Consider the following 25259-nt stretch of genomic DNA (forward strand, 5'->3'; position numbering starts at 1 on the left):
CGCCGAGACCGGAAACGGTGTCGGCGGTGCCGCTCCCCTGTCCGCGACCGCCGGAGCGGCGGTCGCGGCTTCGGCCTGGCCGTCACACACCGACCAGGGCACTCGGCGGCAGGGGCTCGATGACCGTGACCAGCACTTCCGGCCCCGGATCGGTGTTCACCGTGCCCATGCCGTGCCGGTGACGGCCTGACACTGCTCACACTCAAGTAGCTGTGAACGCAGGCGAATTAGCGCGCACTGAAGAACTTCCGTTCACGAACTTGTTCAGGGATCCGTCAGTTGTCTTCACCTGGTGGTCGCCCAAGCGTTTGACGCTCACCCAGGCGATCCGCTGCGAATCGCCCCCATCGCAGGGACACTTCCTTGGAGTTGGAAAGCACGTGCGTGCATCACCCCCCGCGGCCCAGCCCGGAACAGGCACACCCACCGCGAACAACCTCGATCCCAGCGATGACGTCGGCAACCTCGACGTACTGGCCGCTGTGGAGGCCCAAGCCCGCCGAACCCCCGGCGCACCGGCCGTAGTCGATGCCCATGGCACAACCTCCTACGGCGAACTCCTCTCATCCGTGACAACGTTGGCTCACTCACTCGCCGCACAAGGCGTCCGCCCGGGAGACCTCGTGGGTCTGTGTCTGCCGCGGGGCCGGGAGGCGGTGACGGCGATGCTGGCGACACTGCGCACCGGTGCCGGATACGTCCCCCTCGACCCCGGATACCCGGCCGCCCGGCTCGCGATGATGGCCGAAGAGACCCGGCCCCGGCTCGTCTTGGTCCCCGCCACCGGATCGGACAGCCCCGCACCGGCTCTGCCATCGGGCACTCCCGTACTCGCCATGGACACGGTGAGCACCACCGACAGCCAACACCGTCACACCGAAGCCCCACTGCCGGACGCCGCCGCCGTGCCGGACGACCCGGCGTACGTCATCTTCACCTCCGGGTCCACGGGAAGGCCGAAGGGCGTCGTCGTGCCACACCGGGCCCTTGCGCACTTCTGCCGGGTGTCGCGCGAGCACTACGGCTTCACCGCCGCCGACAGGGTCCTGCAGTTCGCCTCGATCGGCTTCGACACGAGCGTCGAGGAGATCTTCCCCGCGCTGACCTCAGGGGCCGCGGTCGTCGTCCGTGACGACGACATGATCAGCACGCCGGACGGCTTCCTGGACCGCTGCGCCGCTCTGGGCATCACCGTGCTCGACCTGCCGACCGCCTACTGGCACGAGGTCGTCACGGCGATCGCGCGCGGCGAGGCGGCCGTTCCGGCGACGGTGCACACGGTGATCATCGGTGGTGAAGGGGCCCACGCGAGTGCGGTCGCCGTGTGGCAGGAGCACGTCGGCAGCACGGTACGGCTGCTCAACACCTACGGCCCGACCGAAACCACCGTCGTCGCCACAACGGCGGATCTGACCACGTGGCAGGGCGGCGGTGCGGTCCCGATCGGCGTGCCCCTGCCGGGCGTCGTCGTCCGGGTCGCGACGCAGGACGGCCGCGACGCGGCGCCCGGCGAGCCCGGCGAGCTGCGCATCGCCGGGCCGGGAGTGGCCACGGGCTATCTCCGGCGATCGGACCTGACCGAGGAGAGGTTCCCCGAGGGCCCGGGCGGACGGCGCGAGTACCGCACCGGCGACCGGGTGCGACAACTGCCCGACGGAACCTTGGAGTTCCTGGGCCGACTGGACCAGCAGGTGAAGATCCGCGGCTTCCGGGTGGAACCGGGCGAGGTCGAGACCGCACTGCGGGCACTGCCCGGCGTCATCGACGCCGTCGTCCTGGTCGGCACCGAAGCGGGAGCGCCCCGTCTCACAGCGCACCTCGTGACCGCCGACGAGGCCCCCGGCACCGATGCCATACGGCGCGACCTGGCCGCACGGCTCCCGCACTACCTTGTGCCGGCCGTCTTCCGCGTCCACACCGCCTTCCCGTTGACACCGCAGGGCAAGGTCGACCGAACGGCACTCGCGGCCACGCAGCCGGCCTTCGCGCGCCGCACCGCCGCGGCACCACGGGATGTCGCGCGCCGCACCGCCGCCGCACCACAGGACGCCTCTCCCGAGTCTCGCGTGGCCGGGATATGGCAGGAGGTACTCGGAACCGCCGACGTCGGCCCCGAGGACGACTTCTTCGCCCTCGGTGGGGACTCCCTCAGCGCCGTCCGCATGCTCGGCCGGCTGCGGCAGGCCTACGGAGCCGACCTCAGCCTGAGCGCGCTGTACGCGGCGCCGACCCTCACCGATGTGACCGAAGCCGTACGCACGTGCGTGGCCGGTCCGCCACGCGACACCGACGTGAGTGCGGGTGTACCGGCCGAGGAGGGCCTGCGGGAGCTGCCGCTCACCGCGCTGCAGCGCGACTTCTGGATGGCGGAGCTGGTCAGCACCGACCTGCCGGTGCACACGCTCGGCATCCGCTACCGGTGGTCGGTCCCCGTCCGCACCGAGTTGCTGACGGCGTGCCTGGCCGAACTCGCCCGGCGGCACCCCGCGCTCACCGCCCGCTTCCCGTACGCCGGCGACGAGCCGGTGATGGTCGTGGACGCGTCCGGCGCCGTCCCGCTCCACGAGGTCGACCTGCGGGACGCGACCGACGAGTCGGGCGCTGCGCGCGCGGCGCAGGAGCGCCGCAGGATCGTCTGCGAGCGCATCGACCTGGCCCGCGGGCCGCTGGCCCGTGCGGTACTGCTGCGGACGGCCGACGGTGACGAACTGTTTCTCGCCGTCCACCACCTGGTGTTCGACGGCTGGTCCGCGGGGGTGGTCGGAAACGAACTGGCCGAGATCTACCGGGACTTGTCCCGCGGGCTCCAGCCGCGCCAACCGGCCCCCGACCGGCTCGCGCGCATCGCCCGGGACCGGACCGCGGCGGCCGGTGACCCGGCGCTCGCCGCCTACTGGCAGGGCCGCTTCGGCGACGCGGAACTGGATCCGGAGCTCCCCGCGGACCGGCCACGCTCCGCGATCGCGAACCATCGCGCGGGCCGGGTGACCCGCCGGCTCGACCCGGCGACACTCACACTGCTCGAGACCTGCGCGCGGGAGCAGCGGGCCAGCCTCTTCGCAGTCCTCCTGACCGGGGTCCAGGTGGTCCTGGGACGGTACACGGGGCAACGCGATGTGACCGTCCTCGCCCCGGTGGCGGGGCGCTCCGATCCTGCGCTGGACTCCGTCGTCGCCTCCGTACTGGACATCCTGCCGCTGCGCGGGGACCTGACCGGTGCTCCCACCTTCGGCGCGCTGCTGAGCCGCACACGGGACGCGGTCCTGCGCGACCTCGAACACCAAGGGCTCGCGCCGGCCGACATCGCCTCTGCCGTCAGAGGCTCCGGCGCGGGACGTCCGGCCCCGCTCAGCCGGGTGAGCGTCACCGTCCACAACACCATGGCACCGCGCGACCCCCTGGTGCGGTACGCAGGTGACGAGGCACCGGCCGCGATCATGGCCGACCTGGCTCTGGGGCTCGACTTCCCCGTGGACGGTCCGGTGCTGAACGCCGACTACGCGGCCGAACTGTTCGACGCCGAACGCGTCGAAGCCCTGGTGGACCATCTGTTGCACCTGCTGCGCGCCGCCGCCGCGGATCCGGACACCGAGGTGGACCGGCTGCCCCTGCTCGGACCCGCCGAACGCCGCACCATCCTGCACACCTGGAACGACAGCGCGGCCGGTATCACCCCCGCCCTCAGCGTCCAGGAGCTGTTCGAACGGTGTGTGGCGGAGCGGCCGGACGCCCCCGCCCTCACCTCGGGTACCCGTACGGTCACCTACGACTGGCTCAATCGCAGGGCGAACCGGCTCGCCCATCTGCTGCGTCAGCGGGGAGTGCGGCCGGGTGAGCGTGTGGCGATCTGTCTCGACCGGGAGATCGACCTGTTCGCAGCCATGTGGGGCGTGCTCAAGGCGGGCGGCGCCTATGTGCCGCTCGACCCGGCCTATCCGCAGGAGCGGCTGCGCTACATGCTCGACGACAGCCGCCCCGTTGCCCTGGTCACCCGGCTCGACCTGTCCTGCGCCGCCGACCTCTCACGGCACACACCGGTGCTCGCGCTCGACCGGGACGCCGCCCTCCTCGACTGCGCCGCGGACGACGATCCGGTACCGGCGGGAAGTCCGGACGACGCGGCGTACGTGATCTACACCTCGGGTTCCACCGGACGCCCCAAAGGCGTGGTGGTCACCCATCGCAATCTCGTGCACGCCGTGAGCATGTGGCAGCGCTCCTACAGCCTCGATGCGGACTGGACGTACCAGCAGGCCGCCAGTTTCTCCTTCGACATGTTCGTCGGCGAGACGCTGCGCGCGCTGTGCACCGGCGGCCGGCTCGTCGTCGTCCCCCGCGAGAGGCTCCTCGACCCGGCAGGCCTGTACAGGCTGATGTGCGAGGAGAAGGTCCAGTGCACCGAACTGGTGCCGGCTGTACTGCGCGCTCTGCTGGCTCATGTGGAACAGACCGGGCAGCGGCTGGAGTTCGTCCGGCTGCTGATCGGCGGTGGTGAGAAGTGGCAGGTGCACGAGTACCAGCGGGCACGACGACTGGTCGGTGCCGAAAACCGTGTCGTCAACGCGTACGGTGTCACCGAAGTCACCGTTGACAACGTGTACTTCGACGGCGACGTCGACGACCTGCCCGCCGACGCCCCGCTGCCCATCGGGCGGCCGTTCCCCAACAACCGCGTGTACGTGCTCGACGCCCATGGCAATCCCGTGCCACCGGGTGTGGTGGGCGAACTGTACCTGGGCGGTGCCGGTGTCTCGCCGGGCTACCACGAGCGGCCGGAGCTGACCGCGAAGCGGTTTGTCCCCGACCCGTACGCCGACGACGGCACCGGCACCGGCACCGGGGCGCGTATGTACCGGACCGGGGACAGCGCACGCTTCCGCCGCGACGGCACGGTGGACTTCCTCGGCCGCCTCGACGACCAGGTCAAGGTGAACGGTTACCGGGTGGAGCTCGGCGAGGTGGAGGCGGCGCTCGGCGCGCTGCCGGGGGCGGCGGGGTGCGCGGCCGCGGTGCACACCCTGCCGTCCGGTGCGGCGCAGCTCGTGGGATACCTCGTCCACGGCCCGGAGGCGGCGCTCACCGAGACGGATGTCCGTGACGCCCTGGCGGCGACCCTGCCCACGCACATGGTCCCGGCGCGGGTGGTGTTCCTGCCCCGGCTGCCGCTCACCCCCAACGGCAAGCTCGACCGGCGTGCCCTGCCCGCCCCGCCCGACGCCGGCGACGCTCCGTCGCGCACGGCACCGCGCAGCGCGGCAGAACGGCGCATCGCCGCCATCTGGGCGGCGGCTCTCGGGCTCGGGGAATCCGCGATCGGGATCGACGACAGCTTCTTCTCCCTCGGTGGCGACTCGTTCGCCGCGCTGCGTGTCGCCCGGCGGATCGACCCCGGCCTCGCACTGGTGGAGCTGTACCGCGCCCCGACGGTTCGCGCCCTCGCCGCGCTTGTCACGGAGCGGGCCGAGGGCAGGGAGGAGGAACCGCCGCACCTGCTGCACCGGCTGAGCCGTGGCGAGGCCAACCCGCAGGCGGGCGGTGTCACGGTCGTCGCGGTGCCCTTCTCCGGCGGCAGCGCCGTCGCGTACCAGCCGCTTGCGGACCGGCTTCCGGCGCACTGGGGCCTGTACGCGGTCGAGTTGCCGGGACACGACATGGGCAGGCCGGACGATCCGCTGGTGCCGGGCGTGGAGGTGGCGGCCCGGGTCGTCGGTGAACTCGGCTCGGTGCGGGGGCCCGTACTGCTGTACGGGCACTGTCTGGGAACGGCCGTCACACTGGAGATCGCACGCCAGGCGGAGGCCGCCGGGATCGAACTGGCCGGGGTCGGCCTGGGCGCCGGTTTCCCCACGGCACGGCTGCCCGGACGGTTCTTCGACTGGCTGCACCGGCTGCTGCCGACCGACCGGCTCACTTCCGACCGGGAGTACCTGGCGTATCTGCGCGCGAGGGGAGGCTTCACCGACCTGGAGAGCGCGGAACAGGAGCAGTTCGTGCTGCGGAACGTGCGGCACGACGCCCGCGACGCCGAGGAGTACTACACGGCGGCCTACCAGGACTCCGGGGCCGGCAGGCTGCGGGCCCCCGTCCTGAGTGTGGTGGGTTCCCGGGACCGGGTCACCGAGCTGTACCAGGAGCGCTACCGCGAGTGGGAGCACTTCGCGGACGACGTCTCGTTGGCGGTACTCCCCAGGGCGGGCCACTTCTTCGTCAAGTCGCACGCCGGCCCCCTGGCCCAGGCGCTGGTGGAGCACGCCGAACGGTGGCAGGCGCCTCCATCCGGTCCGGCGAGCGTCACGGTCGAAGCGGGCGGTACGCCGGCAGACGGTGTGCCCGTGCAGGCCCCGCCCGTCGACGAGCCCCGAGCGGCCGGGGCAGTGGCCGGCACCGGCCCGAACGCGGCCCCGAAGCCGGTGTCGCGCGCACCGGGCACCGCGCCGAGCCTGTCCCGGTTCGCGATGGTGGCTCTCGGCCAGTTCCTGTCGATGTTCGGAAGCAGCCTGAGCACGCTCGTCCTGAGTATCTGGGTCTATCAACGCACCGGTTCCGTCACCGACTTCGCCGTCGTCAACGCGGTGGGCATGCTTCCCGGCATTCTCGCCGGACCGCTGGCCGGTGCCGTGGCGGACCGCTGGAACCGCCGGGCCGTCATGCTGACGAGCGATGCGGTGGCGGGTGCGGCGATGGGTCTGCTCGCGCTGCTGGCCCTCGTCCGCGGACTGGAGATGTGGCAGGTGTATCTGGCCGTGTCGGTCACCTCGGTCGCCGGCGCGTTCCAACGGCCCGCGTATCTCGCCGCGGTGGCCCAGTTGGTGCCCAAGCCTTACCTCGGGCACGCCGGCGGCATCAGCCAACTCGGCGTCGGAGTGGGCACGGTGTTCGCGCCCATGCTGGGCGCTGGCCTGATCGGTGTGATCGGCATCTCCGGTGTGATCGTGATCGATGTGTGCAGCTTCGCGGCGGGCGTCGCGACGCTGCTGGCCGTCCGCTTCCCCGACACCCTCTTCCGCCGCCGCGACGAGTCGTTCGGCAAGGAGATCACCGGCGGCTGGCGCTACATCACGCGCCGGCCCGGCCTCCGCGCGGCACTGCGTTACTTCGTCATCGACCATGCCTTCTACACACTCGGCTTCGCCGTCATCACCCCGATGCTGCTCATCGAGCAGTCACCGGCCGTACTGGGCGGCGCGCTCGGCGCGGCCGGGATCGGCGGTCTGTGCGGCAGCCTGGTGATGGGCCTGTGGGGCGGCACACCCCGCCGGGCACACGGCATGATCGTCTCCATGGCCGTGGCCAGCCTCGCGATGGCGATGGTCGGCCTTGCCAGCCCGCCGCTGATCGTGGCCGGGATGTTCCTGCTGGCCTTCGGTGAGTCACTGGCGGACGGCCACTGGATCGCCCTGGTCCAGACGAAGGTAGGCCTCGAGCTCCAGGGCCGGGTCCTGGCCATCTTCATGACACTGATGATGCTGACGATGCCCCTCGGCTATCTGGTCGTCGGCCCGCTCGCCGAGCACTACGTCCAGCCGCTGCTGGAAGCCGACGGGGCCCTCGCGGACACGGTGGGCCGGGTACTCGGCACGGGTCCCGGACGGGGTCTCGCCCTGCTCGTCGTCGTCAGCGGGCTGCTCCAGCTGGGCTGGGCGGCCCGCGGCTGGGCCGACCACCGCCTGCGTCACCTGGAGGACGGCCTGCCCGACGCCGTCCCGCCTGCCGAGATCGGTGACCTCGACGACCTGCAGGGGCACGCCGACGCCCAGCTGGTGACGACCGCCCGCGCCACCTGACCGCTCCCACGCGGCCCCCTGACGCCCCCCACTCACCACCCGACACACCCCCACGCACCGCCTGACCACTCCTACACGACCATCCGGCACCTCACGCGCCGGCCGGCCCGGCACCGACCCTGCCGGGTCGACCGGCCGAGCCCTCCTCTCACCTGAAGGAACCGCCATGCTCACCCCCGCCCAGCCGACCGCCGAGGCGCCGTCCGACGCCTTCGGCACACCCCTCATCGACATCTCCGCCCTGGTACCCGGCGCCCGGGTGCTGGTCAAGGACGAAACGCGCTACGCCTCAGGAAGCCACAAGGAACCCGCCGCCCGCGCCGTCGTGGCACGCGCGGTCGCCGACGGCCATCGTCACATCACCATCGCGACGTGCGGCAACTACGGCCGGGCCATGGCCACGGCCTGCCAGGTCGCAGACGTGGAGTGCACCGTGGTACTGCCCACCGGCTGGAGCGACGGCGGCTCGGCGATGCGCGCCTCCGGAGCGAAGGTCCATCTCGTGGACGGGGCGTACGAGGACGCCGTGGACGAGTCCCGGCGGCTCGCCGCCACCGGGGAATGCGTCGACGGCAACGTCGACGGACCGTACGCCGAAGCCGTCTTCGAAGGACACGGGGTGGTCGTCGCCGCTCTCCGGGAGGCACTGACCGAGCCCCCCGCCGTGCTGTGGCTGCCCGTCGGCAATGGCACCACAGCCATCGCCGTCCGGCGCCGGCTGGAACAGCACGGCTGGAGCACGGTGATCAACGGCGTCGGCTCCGCCGGCAACAACCCCATGGTGACCTGCTGGCCGGGCCCGTACCGTCCCCTGGCCCCGGAAGCCGTCTCCACCACCGACCACAACCAGCCCCTGGTCAACTGGCATGCCCTGCAAGGCGACGAGGCCTTGACGGCGATCGCGGCCACCGGCGGCACCGTCATCGGCGTGGACGACCAGGAACTCTGCCGCGCCCGTGACGCACTCGCCGCGTACGGTGCCACGCCCACCGCCGCAGGCGCCGTCGCCCTGGCCGGGCTGCTGCGGACCGCCGGCGCAGAAGGCCTGGCCCCCGGTGTCCACGTGGTGGTGCTCAGTGGCCGCTGAAGGACTCATCCCCCCGCACACATCGCGGGCAGTCCCTGCCCCAACTCCTCGCCCGTCGCCGCCGTCCCCCCAGGACACCACGACCACCGGCCAGGAGAGCCGGCTCTTCACCCGGCTCAGAGTCACACGCGCCGACGAACTGGTCTTCATCGCCAAACTGGCCGTGCTGGGGGCCCTCACCGCCGCCGGCGCGACCCTCGCCCTGCAGCCGTCACCGTGGGCGGCAGGCGCCGGAATCGTGCTGCTCGCCGCCATGTACACCCACGCCGTGGAACTGCAGCACCAGTGCCTGCACCACTCCGCCTTCCGGCGCACCCTGCCGCACCGGCTTGTCGGCGTACCCCTGGGGATGCCGCTGCTCGTCGTCTACAGCCACTACCGGGTCCGCCACCTGCAACACCACCGCTACCTGGGCACCCCGCAGGACAGCGAGTTCTTCGGCTTCGACACACGCAAACCCCTGACCTTCGCCGTGCTGCTCCGCGGGCTGCTCGACTACCCTCGGCTCGGCTCGGTCGTCCTGGACACCATCCGCGCCGCCGCAGGACGCTGGTCGTACGCGTACGGCCACCTGGCGCCCGCGATGCGACGGCGCATCGTCACCGAACACATCCTCCTGGGCACCTTCGTCGCCACCGCGGCCGCCCTGACAGTCCTCGGCCACGGCACGTACGTGCTCCGGCTCTGGCTCCTGCCCCTGGCCCTCGCCGTCCCTCTCCACTTCCTCGTCGAACTACCCGAGCACCTTCTGTGCGACACCGAAACGACCGACGTCCTCCGCAACACAAGGTCGATCACCGGCAGTTGGCTGACCACATGGTTCACCAACGGAAACAACCTGCACGTCGAACACCACGCCGCCATGACCGTCCCTCTCAACCGTCTCGGGGAACGCCACACCGCGACACGCGCCCACGCCAAACACATCGAGCACAGCTACGCGGACTTCTACCGCCTCCTGTGGCAGACCCTCAGAGTCCCGCCCGCAACCCGCCCCGAGCACACACCATGACAACGGACCGGGCGAGAAACCGGCACGAGAACCAGCAACCGCACCACGCCACTGTGCTGTGTCGGGCCTGTCCGGGCGATCTTTGAGGACCGGCCCGGGGGCGAATGCCGAGCCCTCGGGTCTCCGCGCCCGGAGACCCGAGGGCCAACGACGCATTCCCGCACCCGGGCCGACGGGGCCGTGGCATGGCCGAGGTCCCGGACCTGATCGGCTCGGCCATGGCGCCGATCACTCTCCCGACCGGGCCTGCCAGGTGTCCACGGCCGGATGCCGACGTCCGTCGTAGGCTGGATCCCGCGCGTGAGGAAGAGGAGGCTGAGGTGGCCGAGACGACACTGGCCGAGGTGATGGCAGAGCTGGCCGGGCTCGAGGATCCGAAGGCACGCAAGGTGAACGAGAAGCACGGTGACAATCACGGTGTGAACCTCGGCAAGCTGCGCGCGCTCGCGAAGCGGCTGAAGACGCAGCAGGAACTCGCGTGCCGGCTCTGGGAGACGGATGACACCGCGGCGAGACTGCTGGCGATCCTGATCTGCCGGCCGAAGGCGTTCGAGCGTGACGAGTTGGACGTCATGTTGCGCGGGGCCCGCAAACCCAAGGTGCACGACTGGCTCGTGAACTACGTGGTGAAGAAGAACCCGCACTCCGAAGAACTGCGGGTCGCCTGGTCTGCCGATCCGGATCCGGTGGTCGCGAGTGCCGGCTGGGCGCTGACCACCGAACGCGTGGCGAAGAAGCCCGGAGGCCTCGACCTCTCAGGACTGCTGGATGTCATCGAGGCGCAGATGCAGGAGGCCCCGGATCGCCTGCAGTGGGCGATGAACCACTGCCTGGCCCAGATCGGGATCGAGCACGCCGGGCATCGCACCCGTGCGATCGACATCGGCGAGCGCCTGGAGGTGCTCAAGGACTACCCGACTTCCCCGGGCTGTACATCTCCGTTCGCCCCCATCTGGATCACCGAGATGGTGCGCCGGCAGCACGACAAGACGGTGGGTTGAGGCGGTGGCCCGGTCGCGGGCATGGCGATGGCCGAGCGGTTGGTGCCGGTCCCAGGGCTGTTCGGCGTCTCAGGTCGCGTTCAGTCGGCGAGAAGAGCGGACAGCTGCGGTGAGTACGCCGAGTGGAGCACGAGGGCGGCACCGCCCACCACGGCGGCGTCCGTGCCGAGGGGGGACGCCTTGACCTCGACCAGCCGGATGCTGCGGGACAGTGGTCTGGTTGCCAGCGCCGAGGCGACGACGTCGACGTAGCGCGACTCCACGTGCTGGATGCCGTGACCGCCGAGCACGATGAGGTCCACGTCGATGAAATTGGCGATGCTGACCGCGACCGAGGCGACGTGTTCCGCGGCCTCGTCGACGACAGCCGCGGCGATCGGGTCGCCGGCCGCTGCGGCCAGCCGGATCGCCGCATGGTCGACCGAAGCCGGATCCCGGTCGAACGCTTGCGACAGCTCACTCTCGCCCGGGGACCCGTCGGCGAGCCGGCGATGCACCTCGGCCACGATCGCCGTGGGATTGACCAACCGCTCCAGGCAGCCCCGGTTGCCGCAATAGCATTCCGGCCCGTCGGGCAGCACCGACGCGTGGCCGAACTCTCCCGCGTTCAGCGAACCACCTCTGTACACCTGGTGGTTGAGGATCAGACCGCCGCCGATGCCGGTGCCGAAGAAGACGTACGCGAAGTTCGCCACGCCCTTGCCCGCGCCGGACCAGCGTTCGCCGACCGCGGCGGCCGTGGCGTCGTTGTCCAGCGTCACCGGCAGCTGGGTGGCCTCGCTCAGCATTCTCTGCAGGGGCACCCTGGTCCAGTGCGCGAGCTGGGGCGGAGCGACGATGATGCCGAGCTCCTGGTCGATCGGCCCCGGGGTGGCGAGGCCCAGGCCGAGAACCTTGTCGCGCGGGACATCCGCTTCGTCCAGCACTTCGGCGACCAGCTCGGCCATGGCCGTCACCACATGTGACGGGTCGATGCCGGCCGGGGTGGGGCGTTTCCTGACGACCAGAGGGCGTCCGCTCAGGTCGACCACGGAGCAGGTCAGCTCGACCGGGTCGAAGTGCAGTCCGACCGCACTGCCCGCCTCCGCGTTGAGCCGCAGCGTGGTGCGGGGCTTTCCGCCGCTGGCGATCCGGGTCGCCCCGTCCTCGCGGACGATGCCCTCGTCCAGCAGACGGCGCACGATGCCGGAGACCGTCTGTGGGGTGAGGCCGGTCAGCTGGGCGATCTCCACCCGGCTGATGCCCTCTGCCAGCTGGATCTGGTCGAGGACCACCGCTCGGTTGTACCGCCCCACCTTGGGGAGGTTCGTTCCTGCCTGCCGCACGTACCGGTCCTCTCGTTGGCCCCGGACAAACATAGTGCCAGACCCATTGACTTAGTAAAACAAATGGATTTAATCTCCCGGTCACAAGTCGTAACCCCCCGGACACCAGGCACCGCGCAGTGCCATCGGAGGCAAGCTGATGTCCACGAAACCCCGCATCCCCGAACGCTCGGTCTCGAGCGCCGGGCGAGGCCTGAGCAGTGCGGAGGCCTGCCCATGACCGAGGCCCCGACCCTGCTGGAGATGCGGTCGATCACCAAGACCTTCCCCGGCGTCACCGCACTCGCCGACGTCAACCTGGCCGTCCGCGAGGGCGAGATCCACGCGATCTGCGGGGAGAACGGCGCCGGCAAGTCCACCCTGATGAAGGTGCTGAGCGGCGTTCACCCGCACGGCAGCTACTCGGGCGAGATCGTCTACCGCGGCGAGCAGATGCGGTTCCATGACATCCGGGCCAGCGAACAGGCCGGGATCGTCATCATCCACCAGGAGCTCGCGCTGGTGCCGGGCATGTCGATCGCGGAGAACATCTTCCTCGGCAATGAACCCCGCAGACGGGGCGGGATCGACTGGAAGGCCTCCCGGCGCCGGACGCTGGAGCTGATGGCGCAGGTCGGGCTCCGGGAGGATCCCGACACGCTGATCAAGGACATCGGCGTCGGCAAGCAGCAACTCGTGGAAGTCGCCAAGGCGTTCGCGAAGGACGTGAAGCTGCTCATCCTCGACGAGCCGACCGCGGCCCTCAACGAGGACGACTCCCGGCATCTGCTCGACCTGCTGCGCGGCTTCCGGGAGCGAGGCGTGACCTCGATCATCATCTCGCACAAGCTGGGCGAGATCGAGGCGGTCGCCGACAGCATCACGATCCTGCGCGACGGCCGCACCATCGAGACTCTCGACGTCAAGGCGGACGGCGTCAACGAGGACCGCATCGTGCGTGGCATGGTCGGCCGAGAGCTCAGCAGTCGGTTCCCGGACCACACACCCGACATCGGCGAAGTCTTCTTCGAGGTCCGTGACTGGACGGTGCGGCACCCGAGTTCCGACGAACGGCTCGTGTGCAAGGGGTCGACCTTCCATGTCCGGCGCGGCGAGATCGTCGGTTTCGCCGGGCTCATGGGCGCCGGGCGCACCGAACTCGCGATGAGTCTGTTCGGGCGTTCCTACGGCACCTACCTGTCCGGCCGAGTCTTCAAGGACGGCGAGGAGATCGAGCTGACATCGGTGGCGGACGCCATCCGCCACGGCCTCGCCTACGTCAGCGAGGACCGCAAGTCGATCGGCCTCAACCTGCTGGACGACATCAAGACCTCGATGGTGGCCGCCAAACTGTCGAAGATCGCCAAGCGCGGTGTCATCGATCCGGTGCGTGAGCACCGCGTCGCCGAGGAATACCGAGCGAGCCTGAGGATCAAGACACCCAGCGTCGACGAGGGGGTCGTCAAGCTCTCCGGCGGCAACCAGCAGAAGGTCGTCCTGGCGAAGTGGATGTTCACCGACCCGGACCTGCTGATCCTCGACGAGCCGACCCGCGGCATCGACGTGGGTGCCAAGTACGAGATCTACGGGATCATCCAGCGGCTCGTGAGCCAGGGCAAGGGCGTCATCGTCATCTCCTCGGAGCTGCCCGAACTCATCGGCCTGTGCGACCGCATCTACACGACGTTCGAAGGCGCCATCACCGGCGAGGTCCCGCGCCGCGACGCCGACCCCGAAGCACTGATGAAGCAGATGACCGCGATGAAGAAGAGCCCGACCTCATGAGCCGAATCAAAGACCTGCAAAAGAACCTCTTCGGAGGCACGACCTCCAACGCCCGCCAGTTCGGCATGATCTTCACCCTCGTGGCGATCGTCCTGCTGTTCCAGATCTGGACCGGGGGGCTGACCCTGACCTCCGGCAACCTCATCGCGGTCGTCAGCCAGTACTCCTACATCCTGATTCTCGCGATCGGCATGCTCATGGTGATCGTCGCCGGGCACATCGATCTCTCGGTCGGCTCGGTCGCGGCATTCACCGGCATCGTGGTCGCCAAGGCGATGGAGGCGTACTCGCTCCCCTGGCCCCTCGGCATCGCACTCGGTCTCGTCGTCGGCGCGTTGATCGGCGCCTGGCAGGGCTTCTGGGTCGCCTATGTGGGAGTGCCCGCGTTCATCGTCACCCTGGCCGGGATGATGCTGTTCCGCGGCGGCAACCAGTACATCGGCAACGCCGACACGGTGCCGGTCCCCGAGAACTTCCGCGAGATCGGGGCGGGCTTCCTGCCCGAGGTCGGGCCGAGCACCGGATACAACAACCTGACCCTGCTGCTCGGACTGGCGGCCTGCGCGGGCATGGTGTGGCGCGAGTGGAAGGCGCAGCAGACCCGCCGCGAGATGCACGCCGACGTGGCTCCCCTGTGGGTCACGGGCATCCGTCTCGCGGTGATGCTGGGAGTGATCGTCTTCGCGACGCTGCGCTTCGCGGGCGGCCGCATCGGCACCAGCCTGCCGATCTCCGGCATCATCCTGATCGTCCTGGTGCTCGCGTACTCGTACTACACCCGCAACACCATCGGCGGCCGGCACATCTACGCCGTCGGCGGCAACGCCCGCGCGGCCGAACTGTCCGGTGTGAAGCTGAGGCGGGTCAACTTCGTCGTCATGATGAACATGTCCGTACTGGCCGCCCTGGCCGGCATGATCTTCGTGGCGCGGTCCGCGGCTTCCGGCCCGCAGGATGGTCTGAGCTGGGAGCTCGATGCCATCGCGGCCGTCTTCATCGGCGGCGCGGCGGTTTCCGGCGGCCTCGGCACCATCAGCGGCTCGATCGTCGGTGGCCTGGTCATGGCCCTGCTCAACAACGGCCTGCAGTTGGAGGGCGTCGGCTCCGACATGGTCCAGATCATCAAGGGTCTGGTCCTCCTCGCCGCCGTCGCTTTCGACGTCTACAACAAGCGCCAGGGCCGCTTCTCGATCATCGGGTCGCTCATGCGTCCCTTCCGTCGGGAGGAACCGCCCGGCCCGGCCGGCCCGGCTTCCGACCCCGACAAAACGCTGGTCGCACGCTGACCGCACCACCTACTCGCGGGTCCGCGCCCGCGGAACGCCACACCTGGCAACAGCAACCTGCACGAAGGGCTCACATCACCATGCGCACAATCATCACCAGAGGCATCGCCGCGGTCGGCGCCGCCGCACTGCTCATCATGGGCACGGCTTGCTCCAACGAACGCGAAGGCGCCGCCGGTAAGGGCGGCGACGGCAAGGGCTTCGCGCAGGACTCCCTCATCGGTGTCGCGCTGCCGGCGAAGACCTCGGAGAACTGGGTGCTCGCCGGCGCCCTCTTCCGGGACGGACTGAAGGACTCCGGTTTCAAGGCCGACGTGCAGTACGCGGGCCCCTCGACCACCGTCGCGGACCAGCAGGCGCAGATCTCCGCCATGGTCACCAAGGGCGCCAAGGTGATCGTCGTCGGCGCCACCGACGCCTCGCAGCTCGCGACGCAGGTGGCACAGGCCAAGCAGGCCGGCGCGGTGGTCATCGCCTACGACCGCCTCATCACCAACACGGCCGACGTCGACTACTACATCGCCTTCGACAACTTCAAGGTCGGCCAGTTGCAGGGGCAGGCTCTCATCGACGGCATGAAGGCCAAGAAGCCGAAGGGCCCGTGGACGGTCGAGCTGTTCTCCGGCTCGCCGGACGACAACAACTCGAAGGTCTTCTTCGACGGCGCGATGACTGTCCTCAAGCCTCTGATCGACAAGGGCGACATCGTTGTCGGCTCGGGTCAGAAGGACATCAAGCAGACGGCGATCCAGGGCTGGAAGGCCGAGAACGCCCAGCAGCGCATGGACTCCCTGCTGACCTCCACCTACAACGGCGCCAAGACGCTCGACGGTGTCCTGTCACCCAACGACACCCTCGCCCGCGCGATCCTCACCTCCGTGAAGGGCGCCGGCAAGCCGCTCCCGGTCGTCACCGGTCAGGACTCCGAAGTCGAGTCGGTGAAGTCGATCATGCAGGGGGAGCAGTACTCCACCATCAACAAGGACACCCGGAAGCTCGTCGCCGAGACCATCAACATGGTCAAGTCCCTGCAGAAGGGCGACAAGCCGCAGATCAACGACACCAAGTCGTACAACAACGGCTCCAAGGTCGTCCCGGCCTACCTCCTCCCGCCGGTCATCGTGACCAAGCAGAACGCGGCCGAGGCCTACGCCAACGACCCCAAGCTGTCCCTGCTCACCAAGTAACACACCGAACCCCAGCGTCGCGCGCCCCTGGCGGTGTCCCGGGGCGCGCGACGACACGGAACGCCACGTGTTCGGGCAGGAGACGACGTTGCCGACTCGGGGTGCGGTGACGCCTGCCGGCAAGAAGTCCGGAGAGAAGAAATGGATGGCCTCGTGTACGGAGCACTCGACATCGGTGGTACCAAGATCGCCGGAGGGCTCGTCGACGCCGACGGCCGCCTGGTGGCCCGGTCGCAGTGCGCCACACCGGCCCACGGCACAGCCGAGGAGATGATGGCCGCGGTCTCCGCGGTCCTGGACGACCTGGCCGTACACCCGGGGTGGAAGTCGCTCTCCTGCCTGGGCATCGGCAGCGCGGGCCCGGTCGACACCGCGGCCGGGACGGTCAGCCCGGTCAATATCCCGGCCTGGCGCCATGCCTTCCCCCTGGTCGACCGGGTACGCGCGCATCCCCGCGTCCCACGCGGCATCGAGCCCGTTGTGGTGGGGGACGCCGTCGCGATGGCCGCCGGCGAACACTGGACGGGCGCCGCCAGAGGAGTGGACAACGCCCTGGGCATGGTGGTCTCCACCGGCATCGGCGGCGGCTTGATCCTGGGCGGGGCGCTGTATGCCGGCCCGTCGGGCAACGCCGGGCACATCGGCCATCTCACGGTCGACCATGCCGGGGGGCCCGAGTGCCCGTGCGGGGCGCGTGGCTGTGTGGAGCGGTTCGCCAGCGGCACCGCCATCGCCGCCCATGCGGTGGAATCCGGCTGGGTGCCGCCCGCCGGCGTCGAACCGACGGCCGCAGCGGTTGCGGACGCCGCCCGCGCCGGTGATCCGCGAGCCGCTGCGGCGTACGACCGTGCCGGACAGGCCCTGGCTGCCGCGATCGCCGCCACGGCGGCCCTCGTCGAACTCGACCTGGTCGTCGTCGGCGGTGGTGTCGCCCAGGCCGGCGCGACACTGCTCGCGCCCCTCCGGCGCCACCTTGCCGATTACGCCGTCCTCGACTTCACCCGCAACCTGCCCGTCGTGCCCGCCAAGCTCGCGACGGACGCGGGACTCATCGGGGCGGCCGCCGTAGCCGGGCTGTCGCACTCGGGGCGCGGAACGCTCCGGATGCCCGCTGCCCACCCGTAACCCGACCGGAGCCAAGACCCCGTGGACCTCCTCACCACCACCATCCAGCCCTACGCCTGGGGCTCCACCACCGCCCTCGCGGAGCTGATGGGCACACCGCCCACCGGTGAACCCCAGGCCGAACTGTGGCTGGGAGCCCACCCCGCCGCCCCGTCCTACGTCGACCGGGGACAAGGGCCACTCGCACTGGACAAGCTGCTCGCCGCCAGCCCGATGACGGAACTGGGACCCGCCCTCGCGCGCCGGTTCGGTCCGCGGCTGCCATTCCTGCTGAAGGTGCTGGCCGTCGACGCCCCCCTGTCGGTCCAGGTCCATCCCGACCTCGCCCAGGCCGCCGCCGGCTTCGCGCGGGAGAACACCCTGGGGATCCCGCGCGACGCTCCGCATCGCACGTACCGCGACGACCAGCACAAGCCCGAGATGATCGTGGCTCTGACCAGGTTCCGGGCCCTGTGCGGCTTCCGGTCTTCCGAGCGGTGCGCGGACCTTCTGGAACTGCTCGATGTCCCCGACCTGATGCCGTATGCCGCGGTGCTTCACGCCCCCCCGGGAGAGGCCGCCGTCCGAGAGGTCTTCACCGCGTTCCTGACACCGCCGGCCGGTCTTCTCACCGCCGTCACCGAGGCCGTCCGGCGCGCGTCCGCGAGCGGCGGACCGTACGGGGCGGACCTCGCCGCGTACACAGCCATCACCTACGCCCACCCGGACGATCCCGGCCTGCTGCCCGCCCTGATGCTGAATCATGTGGAGCTGGAACCCGGGCAGGCGCTGTTCCTCGGCGCCGGCGTCGCGCACGCCTATCTGTCCGGCCTCGGCGTGGAGATCATGGCGAGTTCGGACAACGTCCTGCGCTGCGGGCTGACATCGAAGCATGTGGATGCGGCCGAGCTGCTGAAGATCGTCCGTTTCACCTCGCCCCCGGTACGGGCCATCGCCGCGCAGTGGGACGCGGCGACCGGGGAGCACGTGTACCCGGCCCCTGTCGACGACTTCAGGCTCTCGCGGTTCGACCTCGCACGAGGCGACGCACCGCGCGCGCTCACGGCCGACGCGCCCCAGATCGTGTTGTGCATCCGCGGTGCGGCGACCGTCGCCTCTCAAGAGCGCTCAGTGGGACTCGGTCCCGGCCGCGCCGTGTACGCTCCCGCAGGCGACACGCTCCGGCTCAGCGGAGAAGGAACGGTGTTCCGCGCTACGGCCGGACTCGCTCACACAACCCTTTGAGGACCCGGCTCACCCCCGCTGCGTCGCCGAGCGAACAACGGCCACGGAGCGGGGCTTTGCTCATCGCACACTCGATTGGGTGTCCGGTTCGAGCGCACCTTCGCCCGCACGCGGTGCAGTCCGGGAGCACGGTCCGCGCACAGCGACTGCCGGCACCGGTCTGAAGCGCTCGCTTTCGCGAGCTGAACGGCCTCGCCGGCGGCAGTAGCAGCGTGGGCGGCGGTGAGCCGCTGTCGTCGGCCGTACACGAATACCTTCGGGCACGCGACCGCGCCTGCGCGTGCGGGAATCTACGCGCCCAGGTACGTGTCTTTGGGCGCATGCCGGCCGCCGAGCCGCGTAGATGTGACCCTGAGCTGGGAGAACACAGTGTGTTCAGGTCGCTGACGGCCGCCGCCGAGACGGGCGGAACCCAGCTGCCGCGTCATCACACAACGGCTGCGGAGTATTCCGGCAAACTCCGGCTGCCGAGTCATTGACACCCGTTCGCCCCACCCGGACACTCATGCCACCCTTACCAGTGAATATCAGTTCACCAGGCGAACATCTCTCATCTCTTCTCTCTCCAGGGATCGACATGACTTCCTCCGGTGCACCACCTCGCTCTTTCCGCACGGTCTTCCCGGTGCTCGCTCTGTGCTGGCTTGCCGTGTTCTTCGATGGCATGGATGTGAACATCTACGGTGCGGTGATGCCGCACATCCTCAACGACCGCGGCTTCGGCATGACTCCGGCCGCCGCGGGGTCGATCGGCAGTTGGACCACGTTCGGCATGCTGATCGGCGCGCTGACGGCGGGGAATCTGACCGACTGGCTCGGGCGCAGGCCGCTGCTGGCCGGAAGCGTGCTGGTGTTCTCGCTGGGTTCTGCGTTGTGTGCGCTGGCGCAGGATCCGACGATGCTCGGCGCGGGGCGGTTCGTGGCGGGTCTGGGTCTGGGCGGGCTGATGCCGTTGTGCCTGGCCATGGTGATGGAGTTCGCCCCTCGCGGGCGGGCCGCTCTGGCCACGGGGCTGCTGATGACCTCCTACCACGCCGGCGGTATGGCGGCGACGGCGCTGGGGCTGACCGTGGCTCCCGCGGCGGGCTGGCGCTGGGTGTTCTGGGCGGGCGTACTGCCTGCCATGATCGCCGTCCCCCTGCTGCTGAAGCTTCTGCCGGAGTCGCCCGGTGTGCTGTTCGCGCGGGGTGAGCCCGATCGGGCCCTTGCCGTTGCGAACCGTTACGGACTGCCCCAGCCCACCGTGTCCGCAGCTCCGGCGGCGGGTGCGAAGGGACGGCTGGCCGCGGTGAAGGGGCTGTTCAGCCCCGGGACTCGGGGAGCGACGCCGCTGTTGTGGCTGGCCAGCTTCTGCGGACTGCTGCTGGTGTACGGGATGAGCACCTGGCTGCCGCAGATGATGCGCACGGCCGGCTACGGCCTGACCTCCTCCATCAGCTTCCTGCTCGTGATCAACGCGGGCGGCATCGTCGGCATGCTGATCGCCGGCCGCACCGCCGACCGGTTCGGCCCGGTACGGGTCTCGGCGATCTGGTTCGTGCTCACCGCCATCGGCGCCCTGCTGCTCGGCTCGCACCTGCCGCTGGCCGTGACGTACGCGGTGGTCGCGGTCACCGGAGTATGGCTGTTCAGCGCCCAGGTCATGGTCTACGCCGCCACCAACACCATCTACCCGGACAGTGAACGCGCCACCGGGCTGGGCTGGGTCACCGGCATCGGCCGCACCGGCGCCGTCGTCGGCCCCTGGCTCGGCGGAATCCTCGCCACCAGCGGCAACCAGGACTGGGGCTTCACCGCCTTCGCCCTCGCCGGACTCCTCGGCGCCACCGCCATCGCCCTCGTCCCGCTCACCACCCGCCGGAGCGCCCTCACTCCCGCCGAAGCCCAAGCCTGACCCATCCACAACCCACCCACCGGCCGGACACTGTGTCATCCGGCACCTGCGGAAGGCGAGTTCAGGAGCCAGTGGCGATTTTCAGGTAACGCCCGGCGATGTGAAGGTCGTTCTCGATGCGGGCGGCGGCCGTGCGCAGTGCGGGGAGCAGGTCCTCCCGGCACTGCGCGAGGCTGCGTCGGCTGGTGTGCGTGGAGATGTTGACGGCTGCGACCACCCGTCCGTTGCGGTCGCGGACCGGGACGGCGATCGAGCGCAGCCCCTCCTCGAGCTCCTCGTCGACCAGGGCGTATCCGTCGTCCGCGATGGCTTCGAGGAGTTGGAGCAGGTGGGTCGGGTCCGTGATGGTGCGGCTGGTCAGGGGGGTTCGGTCGGCCCGTTCCAGTGCGGCGGCGCGTTCGGCGGGCGGCAGGTCACCGAGGAGGACGCGTCCCATGGAGGTGGCGAAGGCGGGGAACCTGCTGCCGATGGTGATGTTGACGCTCATGATGCGGCGGGTGGCGACCCGGGCGGTGTACTGGATGTCGTCGCCCGTGAGCACGGCGAGGGAGGCGGAGTCGTCCACTTCGACGGCCAGGTCGGCCAGGTGGGGTTCGGCGATCCACGACAGGGGGGAGCACGACAGCGGCGCGAAGCCGAGGTCGAGCACACGGGGTGTGAGGCTGAAGCTGCGCCCGTGCGTGGCGACATAGCCCAGGTGCTCCAGGGTGAGCAGGGCCCGCCGGGCAGTGGCCCGGGCCAGGCCGGTCGTTTCGGCGATGGCGGTCAGCGGCAGCTCGGCGCGCCCGGGGCCGAAGGCGGTCAGGACGGTCAGTCCCCGTGCCAGCGCCTCCACGAACTCTCTTCCGAGCTCCTGTTTGGATGCCGCCGTCCATGCCGCCAGCCCGGCGGCGCCCGGGAGTGCCTCTTCCTGTTCCACAGACGGGGCGTGGCGCAGGTCGTGCTCCATGAGGGCCACGGTCTCGCGCAGCAGGGGCAGTGCGGTCTCGCGCAGCGAGGTGGCAGTGTGGCGGCTGGTGTGGCTGACCACGCTGACGCCGCAGATCTGTCGCCCTTCGGTGTCGCGGACCGGCATGACGAGGGCGATCAGGCCTGGCTCGATCATCTGGTCGTCGACCGCCCATCCCTGCGCGCGGGCGGCGGCGGAGGACTCGACGAGAGAGTCGGCGGGGCGGCCCGGCGGCACGGCCGGGAAGAGGAGGTTCTCGGGGTCCTTGGCCCACCGTGTGCGCCAGTGGGCCCAATCGTCGTCGGTCCAGTCGGCGGCGAACATCCGGCCGTGGGCGGTCCGTTCGGCGGGGAGCAGGTCGCCGATGCGGAAGGTGAGGGACATCGCGCGGCGGCGGGTTGCCTGGTGGACGAACCGGATGCCGTCGCGGTCGGGTACGGCGATGGACACCGACTCGTCAAGAGTGCCGGCGAGCCGGTCGGCATGCGGGCCGAGCAGTTCGGGCAGCCGGATGGCGCCGAGGTAGGCATTGCCGAGCTCCATCAGGCGGGGTGTGAGTGCGATGTCGCGGCCGATGGGGCGGACGTATCCCCTGCGTATCAGCGTGGCGGCGACCCGGTCCACGGTGGAGCGGGCGAGGCCCGTGTGGCGGGAGAGAACGCCGAGACTCTGACGGCCGTCGGCTTCGGTGAGTTCGCGCAGCACGGTGATGCCGCGGATCAGCGGCCCCACGGCTTCCGCAGGGGCGGGGTGGTCGGTGGTGGACATGGCAGCTCAGCTCTCGGTGGCAGGTCTCGGGCAAACCGTACTGGCCGATCGGGCGGAGTGGGCGTTGACAGACGCCGCGCACAGGCGCACACTCTCGGCACTTCAGATTATGAACAATAATTCGCTGTGCGAACAAGCGTAGAGGGTTGTCATGGACAAAGTCCGGCAGACCGCCGCCGACGCCATCGGCGACATCACCGACGGATCATCACTGGCCGTAGGCGGATTCGGCCTCAGCGGCGTGCCGAACGTGCTGATCCAGGCGCTGCACGAGCGCGGATCCGGCCGGCTGAGTGTGGTGTCGAACAACTGCGGGACCGACGGGAGCGGACTCGGCGTCCTGCTGGCCGCCGGGCGGATCGCGCGAGTCACCGGCTCGTACATCGGGGACAACCGGGAGTTCGCCCGGCAGTACCTGGGCGGCGAGCTGGAGGTGGAGCTGATCCCGCAGGGCACACTCGCCGAGCGGTTGCGCGCCGGAGGCACGGGCATTCCCGCGTTCTTCGCCCTCGCCGGCGTCGGCACCCCGGTTGCCGACGGCGGCCTGCCCTGGCGCCATGACCCGGACGGCAGCGTGACCGTGGCCTCCGCCCCGAAGGAAGTCCGCGACTTCAACGGCCGCAGCTACATCCTGGAGCACGCCATCACCACCGACTTCGCACTCGTCCACGCGGCGAAAGGCGACCGGCACGGCAACCTCGTCTTCAACAAGGCCGCCCGCAACTTCAATCCACTGGCCGCGATGGCCGGCCGGGTCACCGTCGCCGAGGTGGAGGAACTGGTCGAGCCGGGCGCACTGGGTCCCGATGAGATCCACCTGCCGGGCATCTTCGTCCAGCGGGTCGTTGCCCTCTCCCCCGCCGAGGCAGCCGACAAGCACATCGAGAAACGAACGGTGTCCGTCCCCGCGGCCCGAGAGGAGGCACGAGCCTGATGGCCTGGACCCGCACCGAGATGGCGGCCCGCGCGGCGGCCGAGCTCACCGACGGCTCCTACGTCAACCTCGGCATCGGACTGCCCACCCTGATCCCCGGCTTCCTGCCCGAAGGCGTGGACGTCGTGCTGCATTCGGAGAACGGGCTGCTGGGCGTGGGCCCCTACCCGTACGAGAGCGACGTCGATCCCGACCTGATCAATGCCGGCAAGGAGACCGTGACGGTGATGCCCGGGGCGTCGTTCTTCGACTCCTCGCTGTCCTTCGGCATGATCCGCGGAGGCCACATCGACACGGCGGTCCTCGGCGCCATGCAGGTCTCCGCCCGAGGTGACCTGGCCAACTGGATGGTCCCCGGAAAGCTCGTCAAGGGCATGGGCGGCGCGATGGACCTCGTCCACGGTGCCCGCAGGGTCATCGTCCTGATGGAGCACACCGCCAGGGACGGCTCACCGAAGCTGGTCGCCGAGTGCAGTCTGCCGCTCACCGGCACCGCGTGCGTCCACCGCGTCATCACCGACCTCGGCGTTCTCGACATCACGCCCGGCGGGCTCGCCCTGATCGAGACCGCCCCCGGCGTCAGCCCCGACGAGGTGCGGGCCAGAACGGCCGCCCCCGTCCGCACCGCACTGCCCACCGCCCGCCGAGCAGCCGCGCAGTCGGCGGGTGGGCGCGCGGAATCCGACGCGTCCCGAAGCCCGGCCCATCTACAGGAGCAACTCCCATGACCGAGCGCCTCAGCGACGTCTATGTCGTCGACTCCGTCCGCACGCCCGTCGGCAAGTACGGCGGAGCCCTGTCCGCCGTCCGGCCCGACGACCTCGCCGCCGGTGTCCTGCGGGCGCTGCTCGACCGCACGCCGCAGCTCGACCCGGCCCGGATCGACGACGTGTTCCTCGGCAATGCCAACGGCGCGGGCGAGGAGAACCGCAATGTGGCCCGTATGGCCGGGCTGCTCGCCGGAATGCCGGTCACGGTCCCCGGCGTGACGGTCAACCGGCTCTGCGGCTCCGGGATGGAGGCCGTCATCCAGGCGTACCGGGCGATCGCCGTCGGGGACGCCACCATCGCCATCGCAGGCGGCGTGGAGTCGATGAGCCGTGCCCCCTGGGTGCTGCCCAAGCCCGCACGGGCCTTTCCCACCGGCCATCAGGAGCTCCATTCCACGACCCTGGGCTGGCGGATGGTCAACCCGAAGATGCCCGGGAAGTGGACGGTCACTCTCGGCGAAGGCGCGGAACTGGTCGCCTGCCGCCACGGCATCACCCGCGAGGCCCAGGACGCCTTCGCGCTAGGCAGCCATCGCAAGGCCTCGCGCGCCTGGCAGGACGGACTGTTCGACAGCGAGATCGTCCCCGTCGACGGCGTGGACCTGACCCGCGACGAACCCATCCGCGACACCACCTCCCTTGCGGCCCTCGCCACACTGCCCCCGGTCTTCCGGCAGGCGGGTTCGGTGACTGCCGGCAACTCCTCGCCGCTCAGCGACGGCGCGGCCGCTCTGCTGCTCACCGACGCCGCCGGTCTGGCGGCCACCGGCCGTGAACCGCTCGCCCGCATCAGCGCCTGCGCCGTCACCGGCGTCGAACCGCAGTACTTCGGGACCGGACCCGTCGAGGCCGTCCGCCGGGCCCTGGCCAAGGCCGGCCGGGGCTTCGCTTCCCTGACCGGGGTCGAACTGAACGAGGCCTTCGCCGCCCAGGCCCTGGCCTGCTTGCGCGCGTGGCCCGGCCTCGACCCGGATGTGGTCAACCCGCGCGGCGGCGCGATCGCCATGGGGCACCCGCTCGGTGCGTCCGGCGCCCGCATCACCGGCGGTATCGCCCACCAACTCGCCGCAGCGGGCTCCGGTACCGCTGTCGCCTCCCTGTGCATCGGCGTCGGCCAGGGCCTGGCGATCGTCCTCGAAAGGTAGGCCC

General features: G+C 70.3%; 15 protein-coding genes. 13 read left to right on the plus strand and 2 right to left on the minus strand.

Features of this window, described 5'->3' with window-relative positions; translation table 11 throughout:
* Positions 1–380 precede the first annotated feature (380 nt).
* From ACTWOL_RS00815 to ACTWOL_RS00830, 4 genes are all read left to right on the plus strand, one after another.
* A complete protein-coding gene (locus ACTWOL_RS00815) occupies positions 381–7784 on the plus strand; it encodes a non-ribosomal peptide synthetase/MFS transporter (protein ID WP_474293199.1) in 7404 nt (2467 codons plus the stop codon).
* A 166-nt stretch (positions 7785–7950) separates the two neighbouring features.
* The gene (locus tag ACTWOL_RS00820) at positions 7951–8871 is read left to right on the plus strand and encodes a pyridoxal-phosphate dependent enzyme (RefSeq protein WP_474293201.1); all 921 of its coding nucleotides are present in this window, start codon (positions 7951–7953) and stop codon (positions 8869–8871) included.
* Complete coding sequence (locus ACTWOL_RS00825; RefSeq protein WP_474293203.1) at positions 8861–9883, plus strand: fatty acid desaturase family protein; 1023 nt, start codon at positions 8861–8863, stop codon at positions 9881–9883. Before ACTWOL_RS00820 ends, ACTWOL_RS00825 begins: the two co-directional genes overlap by 11 nt.
* Before the next feature lie 320 nt (positions 9884–10203).
* Positions 10204–10884 (plus strand): DNA alkylation repair protein, encoded by a 681-nt coding sequence (locus ACTWOL_RS00830; RefSeq protein WP_474301070.1) that lies wholly within the window; start codon positions 10204–10206, stop codon positions 10882–10884.
* Positions 10885–10964: 80 nt separating this feature from the next.
* On the opposite strand, the gene ACTWOL_RS00835 is transcribed toward ACTWOL_RS00830, so the two are convergent.
* On the minus strand, positions 10965–12209 hold the full coding sequence (locus ACTWOL_RS00835) for an ROK family transcriptional regulator (protein WP_474293205.1): 1245 nt from the start codon (positions 12207–12209) through the stop codon (positions 10965–10967).
* A 216-nt stretch (positions 12210–12425) separates the two neighbouring features.
* On the opposite strand from ACTWOL_RS00835, the gene mmsA reads away from it, so the two are divergent.
* From mmsA to ACTWOL_RS00865, 6 genes are all read left to right on the plus strand, one after another.
* A complete protein-coding gene (mmsA, locus tag ACTWOL_RS00840; protein WP_474293207.1) occupies positions 12426–13973 on the plus strand; it encodes a multiple monosaccharide ABC transporter ATP-binding protein in 1548 nt (515 codons plus the stop codon).
* On the plus strand, positions 13970–15259 hold the full coding sequence (gene mmsB / locus ACTWOL_RS00845) for a multiple monosaccharide ABC transporter permease (RefSeq protein WP_474293209.1): 1290 nt from the start codon (positions 13970–13972) through the stop codon (positions 15257–15259). Before mmsA ends, mmsB begins: the two co-directional genes overlap by 4 nt.
* 80 nt (positions 15260–15339) lie before the next feature.
* Complete coding sequence (locus ACTWOL_RS00850; RefSeq protein WP_474293211.1) at positions 15340–16446, plus strand: substrate-binding domain-containing protein; 1107 nt, start codon at positions 15340–15342, stop codon at positions 16444–16446.
* 141 nt (positions 16447–16587) lie between these two features.
* A complete protein-coding gene (locus tag ACTWOL_RS00855) occupies positions 16588–17571 on the plus strand; it encodes an ROK family protein (RefSeq protein WP_474293213.1) in 984 nt (327 codons plus the stop codon).
* Positions 17572–17592: 21 nt separating this feature from the next.
* Positions 17593–18795 carry a mannose-6-phosphate isomerase, class I gene (gene manA, locus ACTWOL_RS00860; RefSeq protein WP_474293215.1) on the plus strand — a complete coding sequence of 401 codons (1203 nt, stop codon included), beginning with the start codon at positions 17593–17595 and terminating at the stop codon, positions 18793–18795.
* Between the two features lie 577 nt (positions 18796–19372).
* Positions 19373–20689: an MFS transporter gene (locus ACTWOL_RS00865; protein WP_474293217.1), complete on the plus strand. Its 1317-nt coding sequence runs from the start codon at positions 19373–19375 to the stop codon at positions 20687–20689.
* A 61-nt stretch (positions 20690–20750) separates the two neighbouring features.
* On the opposite strand, the gene ACTWOL_RS00870 is transcribed toward ACTWOL_RS00865, so the two are convergent.
* Positions 20751–22406: an IclR family transcriptional regulator domain-containing protein gene (locus tag ACTWOL_RS00870; protein ID WP_474293219.1), complete on the minus strand. Its 1656-nt coding sequence runs from the start codon at positions 22404–22406 to the stop codon at positions 20751–20753.
* A 151-nt stretch (positions 22407–22557) separates the two neighbouring features.
* Here ACTWOL_RS00870 and ACTWOL_RS00875 point away from each other — a divergent pair, with 151 nt between their 5' ends.
* From ACTWOL_RS00875 to ACTWOL_RS00885, 3 genes are read left to right on the plus strand one after another with little or no spacing between them, the layout of a single operon-like run.
* Positions 22558–23340, plus strand: coding sequence for a CoA transferase subunit A (locus ACTWOL_RS00875; RefSeq protein WP_474293221.1), 783 nt, complete (start codon positions 22558–22560; stop codon positions 23338–23340).
* Positions 23340–24068: a CoA transferase subunit B gene (locus ACTWOL_RS00880; RefSeq protein ID WP_474293222.1), complete on the plus strand. Its 729-nt coding sequence runs from the start codon at positions 23340–23342 to the stop codon at positions 24066–24068. The genes ACTWOL_RS00875 and ACTWOL_RS00880 overlap by 1 nt, the downstream gene beginning before the upstream one ends.
* Positions 24065–25255: a thiolase family protein gene (locus tag ACTWOL_RS00885; RefSeq protein ID WP_474293224.1), complete on the plus strand. Its 1191-nt coding sequence runs from the start codon at positions 24065–24067 to the stop codon at positions 25253–25255. Before ACTWOL_RS00880 ends, ACTWOL_RS00885 begins: the two co-directional genes overlap by 4 nt.
* The last annotated feature ends 4 nt before the right edge of the window (positions 25256–25259 follow it).

The sequence above is a fragment of the Micromonospora sp. IBHARD003 genome (assembly GCF_056106285.1).

Coding starts and splice junctions, on each gene's coding strand:
- ACTWOL_RS00820 (WP_474293201.1), top strand. CDS start 7,951: ATGCTCACCCCCGCCCAGCCGACCGCCGAGGCGCCGTCCGACGCCTTC.
- mmsA (WP_474293207.1), top strand. CDS start 12,426: ATGACCGAGGCCCCGACCCTGCTGGAGATGCGGTCGATCACCAAGACC.
- mmsB (WP_474293209.1), top strand. CDS start 13,970: ATGAGCCGAATCAAAGACCTGCAAAAGAACCTCTTCGGAGGCACGACC.
- ACTWOL_RS00850 (WP_474293211.1), top strand. CDS start 15,340: ATGCGCACAATCATCACCAGAGGCATCGCCGCGGTCGGCGCCGCCGCA.
- ACTWOL_RS00855 (WP_474293213.1), top strand. CDS start 16,588: ATGGATGGCCTCGTGTACGGAGCACTCGACATCGGTGGTACCAAGATC.
- ACTWOL_RS00865 (WP_474293217.1), top strand. CDS start 19,373: ATGACTTCCTCCGGTGCACCACCTCGCTCTTTCCGCACGGTCTTCCCG.
- ACTWOL_RS00870 (WP_474293219.1), bottom strand. CDS start 22,406: ATGTCCACCACCGACCACCCCGCCCCTGCGGAAGCCGTGGGGCCGCTG.
- ACTWOL_RS00875 (WP_474293221.1), top strand. CDS start 22,558: ATGGACAAAGTCCGGCAGACCGCCGCCGACGCCATCGGCGACATCACC.
- ACTWOL_RS00880 (WP_474293222.1), top strand. CDS start 23,340: ATGGCCTGGACCCGCACCGAGATGGCGGCCCGCGCGGCGGCCGAGCTC.
- ACTWOL_RS00885 (WP_474293224.1), top strand. CDS start 24,065: ATGACCGAGCGCCTCAGCGACGTCTATGTCGTCGACTCCGTCCGCACG.